Raw genomic sequence first — 10226 nt, 5'->3', positions numbered from 1 at the left:
TTCGTTTAATGCATAGCTTTTATCATCCTGTCCCGGCCACTCATATCTTTTCTTAACTTAATGCTTTTAAAGCCTTTATCACGTAAAAGCTCCATAGTCTCTGCGCCAAGGCTTTCGTTGATCTCGAAAAATAACAGGCCTTCATCGGCCAGATTGATTAAAGCGAAATCGGCTATCGCGCGGTAGAACATCAGCGGATCATCCTCAGGTACAAACAGGGCTGTATGGGGTTCAAAGTCGGTCACGTTGGCGTGCATGCGGGTTTTATCCTGCATGGTAACATAAGGGGGATTACTAACTATGATTCCGGATTTCGTAATTTTTATTTCGGAATTTAGGTTTAATATATCGGCGTTAATAAACTGTATATCAACATTATTCAACCGGGCATTTGATGCGGCAGTTTCTAATGCGTTAACAGAAATATCCAAAGCCCGGACCTCAAACGGAGGCAGGTTTTTCTTCAGGGTGAGGGCGATACAGCCACTGCCTGTGCCGATATCCAAAATACTGCCCGCTGCCAACTGCTCACTGTTCACTGACTCCAACACCCATGCTACCAATTCTTCGGTCTCCGGACGGGGGATAAGGACGGATGGATTTACGTTAAACGGCAAACCATAAAATTCCGTGTGACCTAAAATATATTGCACCGGGCGGCCTGTTTTGAGTTCTGTAAGAACAGCGGCCATTTTTACTGATTGTTCTTCTGTTAGTTCAAGCTCCGGAAAAGCTTTGACTTTCGCGTTGCTTATGCCGCATATATCGCTGATAACCAAAAGGGTAGTGGCGCTTATTTCATTTACATCATATATTGCTGATAATTCCTGCCGGTAAGCGGTAAAAACATCCTTTATAGTTTTCATGCAACAAAGTAACATAAAAGCTACTTTTGCAGTATGGTGCAACATGAAAAATATATACAGCGCTGCCTGGAGCTGGCTCAATTAGGCACAGGCAGTGTTAGCCCCAACCCGATGGTGGGCGCCGTGGTTGTGCACCAGGATAGGATAATAGGCGAAGGCTATCATCGCAAATATGGCGAAGCACATGCCGAAGTAAATGCCATTAACCACGTAATTGAACGCTTTGACAATGCCAGCGAATTACTCAGGCAGTCAACTATTTATGTTTCCCTGGAACCCTGTGCGCATTATGGCAAAACACCGCCCTGTGCTGATTTAATTATCAGGCATCATCTTCCTAACGTGGTTGTCGGTTGCCGTGATCCGTTTGCGCAGGTGGATGGCAAGGGAATTGAAAAGCTTAAAGATGCGGGCATTAACGTTACCGCCGGTGTTTTGGAAAAAGAATGCCAATGGCTTAACCGGCGTTTCTTTACGCGTATACAAAAACACCGGCCATACGTGATATTGAAATGGGCGCAAACCCCGGATGATTTTTTTGCGCCCGATGATAATAGCCAGCTATGGATAACAGGTCAGGAATCGCGAAAGCTGGTACACCAATGGCGCACCGAAGAAGATGCTATTTTGATTGGTAAAAACACAGCAGCTATTGATAATCCCTTGCTAGATGTGCGGCTTGCGCATGGCAAATCGCCCAAACGGGTGGTGATTGACCGTAAACTAAAACTTAACCCGGCGCTGAATATTTTTGATCAAAGCGTTGAAACCATTATTTTCAACGAGGTAAAGACGGATGTTGACGGTAAAAACAAGTATATTGCCCTCGAAGATTTTGAAAGGTACGTACCCCAGTACATTTTGTTTCAACTCTATCTTCAGGATATACAATCGGTGATTATTGAAGGCGGCGCACACACATTAAACAGTTTTATTGAGGCTGGTTTATGGGACGAGGCCCGTATCTTTACCGGTGAAACAGAATTAAAAAAAGGAATAAAATCCCCTGAAATAAGAGGCCATATAATTGGCGAATATTCGTCAGGGCAAGATAAATTAAAAATTTTGGTGAATAGTTGATTAAGTTAGTGGTTAAGTGGAGAGACCGTTTAACCGCTCACCAATCAACCGGTCACCCAATCAACCAAACCATGCTCTACGTTTTACTAAGCATTTGTTGCAGCGTACTTGTTTCTATAATGTTAAAGCTGGCCAAACGTTACCATATCGACGTTTACCAGGCCATAACATGGAATTATTCTATTGCCATTGTACTTACCTGGCTGTTTCTAAAGCCGCAGTTACAAAATCTTGACGGCGCACCTTTCAACCTGTTTGTGTTGCTTGGCTTGCTGCTGCCTGTATTATTTGTGATACTGGCTGCATCAGTAAGATCGGCCGGGATTGTGCGTACGGACGCTGCACAGCGATTATCATTATTCATCCCAATAGCCGCCGCTTTCCTGCTTTTCAATGAGTCGCCGGATGCTGTCCGGCTTACAGGACTGGCCATCGGTATTACCGCGGTTGTTTGCCTAATTCCCTGGCAAAAGAAAGAGCGCAATAAAAAGGCCGGCAACAGTTCATGGATTTACCTCCTGGTGGTGTTTACCGGCATGGGGGTTATCGATGTGCTGTTTAAGCAGGTTGCCCTGGTTAAGCAAATTTCAACCGGGACATCACTGTTTATTGTTTATTCCCTGGCCTTCGCTGTAGCGCTAGTTGGCTTGTTTTACCAGGTATTTACTAAAACCATGCGCTTTTCATGGCCGCATATTTTCATCGGATGGGCGCTGGGCATAGCCAATTTCGGCAATATCCTTTTTTATATTAAGGCGCACCAGTCTCTGGCAAAAAATCCGTCGATTGTATTTTCATCAATGAATATCGGTGTTATAATATTCGGTACGCTGGTAGGGGTGATCATCTTTAAAGAAAAACTGACATTGTTCAATAAGATAGGCCTTGCACTTGCTATATTGGCTATTGTGGTTATTTACTATCCTGAGACATTCACAAATATACTTGGCCGCTGATGCTTTTTGACGATACCTACCGCACTATCGAAAAGCCGGCTGAGAGCATATTTCGCGACAGGGGCAGTAAGTTTCTGGCCTTTGCTTTTCCGGTGATTAACGAAACTGAGCTGAAGGCCCGCCTGGCGATATTAAAAAACGAACACCCAAAAGCCAATCACCATTGCTGGGCGATGCGGCTGACACCTGATCGTTCGGTATTTCGGTTGAACGACGATGGTGAACCTTCGGGAACCGCGGGAAGGCCCATCCTGAATACCTTGCTATCTCATAATCTTACCAATATAGCTATTGTTGTCGTCCGGTATTTCGGCGGGACGCTGTTGGGTGTCCCCGGTTTGATCAATGCCTACAAAACCGCTGCTGAAGAGGCCCTGAAATCAGCCACTGTTATCGAGAAAACTGTAAATGACGTGTATGCTATAGCGTTTGATTACCTGCAAATGAACGATGTAATGCGAATTGTAAAGGATGACGGGCTACACATAGCAGAACAAGCTTTCGATAATAACTGTAGTATAACGGTTACTATCCGGCAGATACAGGTAAACCAAAGTCTTGCCAAACTAAGCAAGATAGAGGGTGTTAAAACCACTTATAAATATAGCCTGTAAGTTGTAAAAGGAAGGTAAAAACAGGCCATTTTTATTCCTTTTTTGCGGCATAAATGCTTACTTTAGTCGCATATGCAATCTTTCGAAATCGATAAGTCGGACTTGCAGCGCATTGAAACTGCGCTCGAAGGAAACGATGCTGAATTAGAGCAGGTTCTGCTTGAATATCATGCGTCGGAGATTGCTATGCTCTTCGGGCAGTTACCGCAGGAGGCGAAAGAAAGGATAATCAATGTCCTCCCGACTGACATTGCTTCGGAAGTAATTGCTGAAATGCACGAGGAGCAGGATGCGGGGGAACTGCTTATCGGCCTTGACCCAGAAAAGCGGACGGAGATTATTGCTGAGCTGGATTATGACGACGCCACCGACATTATCTCCCAACTGGATGAGGAAGACCAGCAGGAAATTCTGGAGGATATTAATGCGGAAGATGCCGCCAGTATCCGTGAGCTTTTAAAGTACGACGAAGACACGGCCGGCGGTATCATGAACTCCGACCTGATTAAGGTGAACATCAAGCTGGATAAAAAACATGCACTTGATGAAATCATTCGCCAGTCGGAAGAAATGGAGGACTTCTACACCATTTATGTGGTGAATGATGATAATGTGATGCAGGGTATCGTATCGGTAAAGTCTATTCTTAAAGCGCGCGCCGATGCGAAGCTGAAAGACCTGGTGAACAGGGATTTTGTTTATGTTAAAGCTGACCTGGACCAGGAAGATGTGGCCGGCCTGATTTCGCAATATAACCTCACCAATATCCCGGTGGTAGACGATGATATGAAGCTGCTTGGCCGTATCACTGTTGATGACATCATCGACGTAATGGAGGAGGAAAGTACCGAGGATATATTGAAGATCTCCGGGGTATCAGAAGATGAGGAACTGAGCGGTAACTGGAAAGAGGCCGTTAAAAGCCGTTTACCCTGGCTGGTGATAAATCTGGGGACGGCATACCTGGCAGCCTCGATCATTCGGCACTTTGACAGTACCGTTTCAAAAATACCATCCATTGCAGCCTATATGACAATTATTGCAGGAATGGGAGGAAACGCCGCAACGCAGGCGCTGGCGGTGACGGTGAGGCGTATTTCATTAAATGACCTGAGCGATAAACAAGCCTATAACGCTGTATTAAAGGAATTTTTAGTAGGCTTATTGAATGGTGCTGCCAACGGTTTAATTGTACTCGGCGTAGCACTGTTTTATGACGCTGACCCAATGCTTGGTTTGGTACTTTTCCTGGCCATGACGGGTAACCTGGTGGTAGCAGGTCTGACTGGCGCATCCATTCCGCTCGTATTAAAACGTGTGGGAATTGATCCTGCTGTGGCATCATCCATAATTATCACTACTTTTACCGACTGTGCGGGTTTTTTATTGCCGCTGTGGTTTGCAACTCAGTTGCTGTTGCATCATAAATAAAAGGTTAGCTGAATTTGAACACGAAAGATTAGAGACATGGTACATCCAATATTTCAATCACATTTACCGCAAGTGATAAAACTTTTCAAAGATTACAAGGTAAAAAATGCCTTTGCCTTTGGTTCTGTGGTCAGCGAAAAATTTGATGAAAAAAGTGATGTTGACTTGTTGATTAATTTCGAAGATGGTATAGAGCCACTGGAGAAAGGAGAAATGTGGTGGGATTTATACGATAAACTTCGTGATATTTTTAACCGGGATATCGATTTAGTGATTGAAGAGGGATTAAAAAATCCTTATTTTATCGAGGAACTCAATGAGAAAAAGCAGTTGATTTATGCAGCGTGAGATCAATAAATATCTTTTTGATATCCAAACAGCGTTAGATAATATTGAAGCCTATGTAGGACAGCCCAAGCTGTTTGAAACTTTTAAAGGAAATCTGATGCTTCAACAGGCTGTTGAACGCAATCTTGAAATAATTGGAGAAGCTGTAAATAGTTTGCTCCAAATTGACCCGGAAATTAAGATCACAAGTGCCCGCAGGATGGTGGATACAAGAAATAAAATCATTCACGGTTACGATGAAATACAACCTGAACAAATTTGGAATATTATTATTAATCATTTACATATTCTTAAAAACGAAGTGGAAACTTTGTTAAATAATTAGCCTATATTAAACAGACACATGACTGAAGTAAGACATAACTGGACTAAAGAAGAAATTGCTGAAATATACCACCGCCCATTGTTAGACCTGGTTTATGAGGCCGCAACTGTGCACCGCGAAAATAAGGACTATTCAGAGGTGCAGATAAGTTCGCTGATATCTATTAAAACCGGCGGTTGCCCCGAGGATTGTGCTTATTGTCCGCAGGCGGCGCGATACAATACCGGCGTTGATGTACACGCCATTATGCCGCTAAACGAGGTAATATTGGCCGCCCAGAAAGCAAAAGATGGCGGCGCATCGCGTTTGTGCATGGGTGCAGCCTGGCGCGAGGTACGCGATAACCGTGATTTTGATAAAGTAATTGACATGGTGAAGGCCGTGAACGATTTGGATATGGAAGTTTGCTGCACGCTGGGCATGCTTACCGAATCGCAGGCACAACGGTTGGCTGACGCCGGATTATATGCCTACAATCATAACCTGGATACATCAGAAGATGACTATAAGCGTATCATCACCACCCGCACTTATGATGACCGCCTGAAAACTTTGGAACATGTGCGCAAAGCAAAACTCACTGTTTGCAGCGGTGGCATTATTGGCTTGGGTGAAACCGTGGAGGACAGGATATCGATGCTAAACACACTATCTAATCTGCCTAAACACCCGGAATCAGTTCCGATAAATGCATTAGTGCCGGTACAAGGCACACCGCTTGCCGAGCAGCCCCGTGTATCGATATGGGATATGGTGCGTATGATTGCCACTACCCGCATCATCATGCCGAGGACCGTGGTACGTTTGTCAGCCGGCCGTACAGAAATGAGCATAGTAGAGCAAGCCTTTTGTTTCATGGCTGGCGCAAACTCCATATTCGCGGGTGAGAAATTATTAACCACGCCAAATCCAGCATTTGATGAAGATATGGCGATGTTTGAATTGCTGGGATTAACACCAAGAAAAGCCTTTAAAAATGGCAGGCCAGGGCGAGTGGAAGACCCTGCTGAAGTTGTTGCAGGATAGCCCCGAAATAAATTTGGTTAAGAAATCGAAGTTTTTGAAACTTCGATTTCTATGATTTAAGCCCGATTATTGAAAATTTCTTTTTGCCCTTTATCTTTCGCCTCTTTACAAAAATATCGGCCTGTCCAGCTTCATTGCAATGCGATAAGCGGCATTCATTAAACCCACGTGGCTGTATGCCTGCGGGAAATTGCCCCATTGGCTGCCGTCGTTTTCATCAACGTCCTCGCTAAACAGCAGGAGATGGTTTGAGTATTTCAGGATGCCTTCAAACTCACGCATCGCGTCGTCCATACGGCCAACACAAGCAAGGGCTTCTACATACCAGAAAGCGCAAATCAGGAAAGTAGTTTTAGGTTTCCCGAAGTCATCCTTGTATAAGTATCTGTAAAACAACCCATTGTTACCTTTTAACTCTTTTTCCAGGGCAGCGAGGTGATCTCTGGCGCGCTCTGACGCCGGGTCGAGGTAATTCATCATGATCAGTTGCAGGGTGCTGGCATCCAGGTTAGGGTTTCCGGCCGAGTTGGTGTAGACTTTTCGCTCAGGGTCGTAACAGCTTTCTATATGGGCGGCCGCACGATTCTTAAGCCCGATTGCCTTTTCTGTAAGTTCCTTGTTCTCGATCGTCCGCGCCATTTTTTCCGCGGCAGAAGCGCCAGCCCACTGGAACAGGTTACTATAGCAATGTACATTGGCCATGTTACGGAATTCCCAGATTCCCGCATCTTTCTCATCGATGGTGCGTTCTATCTTATTCAGCAAAAATTCTATCCACCGCACAGAATCTTTACGCTCTGAAAATACAAATCTGTGGTCGATATACAGCGGTAGCAGCGAAATCATTACCTGTCCGTATATGTCATTCTGTATATGTTCAGACGCCTGGTTACCTATACGCACCGGCTTATTGCCCATATAACCGTCCAGACCGCTCAATATTTCTTCTTCAAGGTGTTTCTTGCCGGTAATGCCATATAGTGGCTGGTAACGGTCGGTTTCATTAAACGATATATCAGTGACATAGCTGAAATACTTTTCCATTTCTTCGAAATGGCCAATGTGGTTAAGCGACGTTAGTACGTAATAGGTATCACGCAGCCAGCAATACCGGTAATCCCAGTTACGGCCGCTGCCGGGCGATTCCGGCAAACTGGTTGTACTTGCGGCAATGATGGCCCCGGTATCTTCATACTGGTGAATTTTTAAAGCCAGTGCCGAGCGTATTACATAGGGCTGAAAATAAGTAGCAATAGATGAGTGCTTAATCCAGGTACGCCAGTATTGCGTGGTTTCCCGTAAAAATCGTTCCGTGGTACTGATCAGCGGGGCTTCGAGCGGTTCGCCATAGGTGAGCACCAGGTATTTGCATTCATTGATTACAAAGGGTTGCTCATCAAACACATAGCTGATAGGTATATTGGTGGTAAGCCTGATGTTTTCTTCGCCTCCCAGGAACTGGATATGGTTACTGCCGCGGTTAACATGGAGTTTTGTAGCCCCGTAGTCAGACACGGGCTCGCACTTTACCACAATCTGCGAAGTGCCCTCAATCGCTTCAATTTTACGTACAAGCATCAATGGTTTATAATAGCGCTCATGCTCACGAAATCGCGGGGCAAAATCGGTGATGCGATATTTGGAGCCCTTGTCTGTAGTAATTTCAGTGATAAGGACATTGGTGTTTTCAAGATAGTATTGGTGTGAAGTGAAATCGTCAGTAGGCAGAATTGAAAATTCGCCGCCTTTCTTTTTATCCAGTAAGCCGCCGAAAATAAAAGTGCTGTCAAAACGCGGCCAGCACAGCCAGTCGATATTCGTATTTTTATTTACATGCGCCAGGTAAGCGCAGTTGCCGATTATACCGGTATCATAGGTATGTCTATCCATAATTAAGTTGTTGTGCATTGTTGTAACAACATTTGCGGATTTTGGTTTAAGAGGAGGGCAGTTAGATTGAGTTGATCAGGTTGATGGCATCAGCTCTTTCCTGCGCTATTCCCTTACTGACAAACTCGTGTCAGCATTTATTCCAGTCAAACTTAGTATCTTGTGTGTTTATTTTAGCGAACAACCCAAAAATTCACCAGTAACGCCTATTAAAAAGTTCTTTTACATTTATTTTCGACTAATTAAGCACTAAAAACCTTGCTAATAAGGTTAATTTTACCTCTCCAGATACCGTAATGGCGGTTTTTATACCGAACGACCATAATGGTTCTAGCCCGTTCAGGGAACGTTCTTGTAAACAGGCAAAAACGCTTTTGCCCGTTTTTACCTCTTTTTTCGTTATGGGCTAAACGCATTTTGCGCGTTTTCAGGCTAATTTTCGTTACGGGCTAAACGCATTTTGCCCATCTGCAAAACGGAGCTTGGCCGTGTATTTCAATTTAACGCGACCAGCCTGAAATCTTCATCCGTCACTTTTGTCAATGGAAAAACAAATTCTACCAAATCAGTAGAATTAATTTTGAAGACACTATGATAAATAAATCAATCCGTTTAACTTAGCAATATTATTAATCAGATAAATACTACTACTATGGGCTTACGACTGGGAGATACCGCTCCAAACTTTAAAGCAAAAACATCGCAGGGCGAAATTGATTTTTACGAATTTCTTGGCGACAGCTGGGGCGTGCTTTTTTCACACCCCGCAGATTATACGCCGGTTTGTACTACTGAACTGGGCAAAACTGCTTCTCTTAAGGAAGAATTTGCGAAACGGAATGTAAAGGTAGCTGCGCTTAGCGTGGATTCTGTTGAATCGCACAAGGGCTGGATAAACGACATTAACGAGACACAGAACGTTGAGATAAATTTCCCGATAATAGGGGATGAGGACCGTAAAATTGCTGAGGCATACGATATGATCCATCCAAACGCTTCAATGACCGCTACCGTGCGCTCACTATTTATTATCGCTCCGGATAAGACGATTAAGCTGATGATTACCTATCCCGCATCTACCGGCAGAAATTTTCAGGAAATACTAAGGGTGATAGATTCACTGCAGCTGACCGCAAAATACAGCGTGGCTACACCTGCCGACTGGAAAGACGGCGAAGACGTAATTATAGTTCCGGCTGTTAAGACGGAAGACATCCCGGCCAAATTTCCGAAAGGTTATAAGCAGATTAAACCCTATTTAAGGACGACGCCGCAGCCAAATAAATAATTTTATTTGGTTTTGTAATTATTTATTATATTTGAAAAGATTGGTTTTCCTACGACCTTCTGATAATAAATACCATTTTTCAGTTTAGGCCTGGTTTTTTAATCTAAACACAATTTTTATTACGACAATTATATTTATTTATGAAAACTGGAAAAGTAAAATGGTTTAACACACAAAAAGGCTACGGTTTTATTATTACCGAAGATGGTAAAGATCTTTTTGTGCACTTTAAAGATGTACAAGGCGGCGTAAATGCCATTAAGGATAATGACAACGTGACTTACGATGTGGAAGAAGGCAGAAAGGGCCTGCAGGCAGTAAATGTAAGAAAAGCATAACGAAGAAACCGGCGTTTCAAATTCAAAAGCCTCTGCTATACAGAGGTTTTTTTATGCGCTTATT

The 10226-nt window shown here is 43.8% G+C and carries 11 protein-coding genes; 9 read left to right on the top strand and 2 right to left on the bottom strand.

The window, feature by feature from the left end:
- Positions 1-5 precede the first annotated feature (5 nt).
- The gene (prmC, locus tag Q3W13_RS12585; protein WP_302864352.1) at positions 6-866 is read right to left on the bottom strand and encodes a peptide chain release factor N(5)-glutamine methyltransferase; all 861 of its coding nucleotides are present in this window, start codon (positions 864-866) and stop codon (positions 6-8) included.
- Between the two features lie 33 nt (positions 867-899).
- Between prmC and ribD the strand changes: the two genes are divergently transcribed.
- The 7 genes from ribD to bioB all read left to right on the top strand — a co-directional run bounded on the left by ribD (position 900) and on the right by bioB (position 6646).
- The gene (gene ribD, locus Q3W13_RS12580) at positions 900-1946 is read left to right on the top strand and encodes a bifunctional diaminohydroxyphosphoribosylaminopyrimidine deaminase/5-amino-6-(5-phosphoribosylamino)uracil reductase RibD (protein ID WP_302864351.1); all 1047 of its coding nucleotides are present in this window, start codon (positions 900-902) and stop codon (positions 1944-1946) included.
- Positions 1943-2902, top strand: a complete 960-nt coding sequence (locus Q3W13_RS12575; RefSeq protein WP_302864349.1) for an EamA/RhaT family transporter — start codon at positions 1943-1945, stop codon at positions 2900-2902. Before ribD ends, Q3W13_RS12575 begins: the two co-directional genes overlap by 4 nt.
- Positions 2902-3516 (top strand): YigZ family protein, encoded by a 615-nt coding sequence (locus Q3W13_RS12570; RefSeq protein WP_302864348.1) that lies wholly within the window; start codon positions 2902-2904, stop codon positions 3514-3516. The genes Q3W13_RS12575 and Q3W13_RS12570 overlap by 1 nt, the downstream gene beginning before the upstream one ends.
- 72 nt (positions 3517-3588) lie before the next feature.
- Positions 3589-4947: a magnesium transporter gene (gene mgtE, locus Q3W13_RS12565; RefSeq protein ID WP_302864346.1), complete on the top strand. Its 1359-nt coding sequence runs from the start codon at positions 3589-3591 to the stop codon at positions 4945-4947.
- Positions 4948-4983: 36 nt separating this feature from the next.
- Complete coding sequence (locus tag Q3W13_RS12560) at positions 4984-5295, top strand: nucleotidyltransferase family protein (protein ID WP_302864344.1); 312 nt, start codon at positions 4984-4986, stop codon at positions 5293-5295.
- Positions 5285-5620 (top strand): DUF86 domain-containing protein, encoded by a 336-nt coding sequence (locus Q3W13_RS12555; protein WP_302864342.1) that lies wholly within the window; start codon positions 5285-5287, stop codon positions 5618-5620. The genes Q3W13_RS12560 and Q3W13_RS12555 overlap by 11 nt, the downstream gene beginning before the upstream one ends.
- 18 nt (positions 5621-5638) lie before the next feature.
- Positions 5639-6646 (top strand): biotin synthase BioB, encoded by a 1008-nt coding sequence (gene bioB / locus Q3W13_RS12550; protein WP_302864341.1) that lies wholly within the window; start codon positions 5639-5641, stop codon positions 6644-6646.
- A 105-nt stretch (positions 6647-6751) separates the two neighbouring features.
- Here the strand turns inward: bioB and Q3W13_RS12545 are convergent, their stop codons facing one another.
- Entirely contained in the window at positions 6752-8536 is a 1785-nt protein-coding gene (locus tag Q3W13_RS12545; protein WP_302864340.1) for a glycoside hydrolase family 15 protein, read from the bottom strand.
- 652 nt (positions 8537-9188) lie between these two features.
- On the opposite strand from Q3W13_RS12545, the gene Q3W13_RS12540 reads away from it, so the two are divergent.
- Complete coding sequence (locus Q3W13_RS12540; RefSeq protein ID WP_302864339.1) at positions 9189-9824, top strand: peroxiredoxin; 636 nt, start codon at positions 9189-9191, stop codon at positions 9822-9824.
- A 140-nt stretch (positions 9825-9964) separates the two neighbouring features.
- The gene (locus Q3W13_RS12535; protein ID WP_302864338.1) at positions 9965-10162 is read left to right on the top strand and encodes a cold-shock protein; all 198 of its coding nucleotides are present in this window, start codon (positions 9965-9967) and stop codon (positions 10160-10162) included.
- Positions 10163-10226: the final 64 nt, after the last annotated feature.

The sequence above is a fragment of the Mucilaginibacter sp. L3T2-6 genome, assembly GCF_030519355.1.
In the GTDB taxonomy this organism is placed as follows: domain Bacteria; phylum Bacteroidota; class Bacteroidia; order Sphingobacteriales; family Sphingobacteriaceae; genus Mucilaginibacter.
This window is presented reverse-complemented; position numbering and strand designations above follow the sequence as displayed.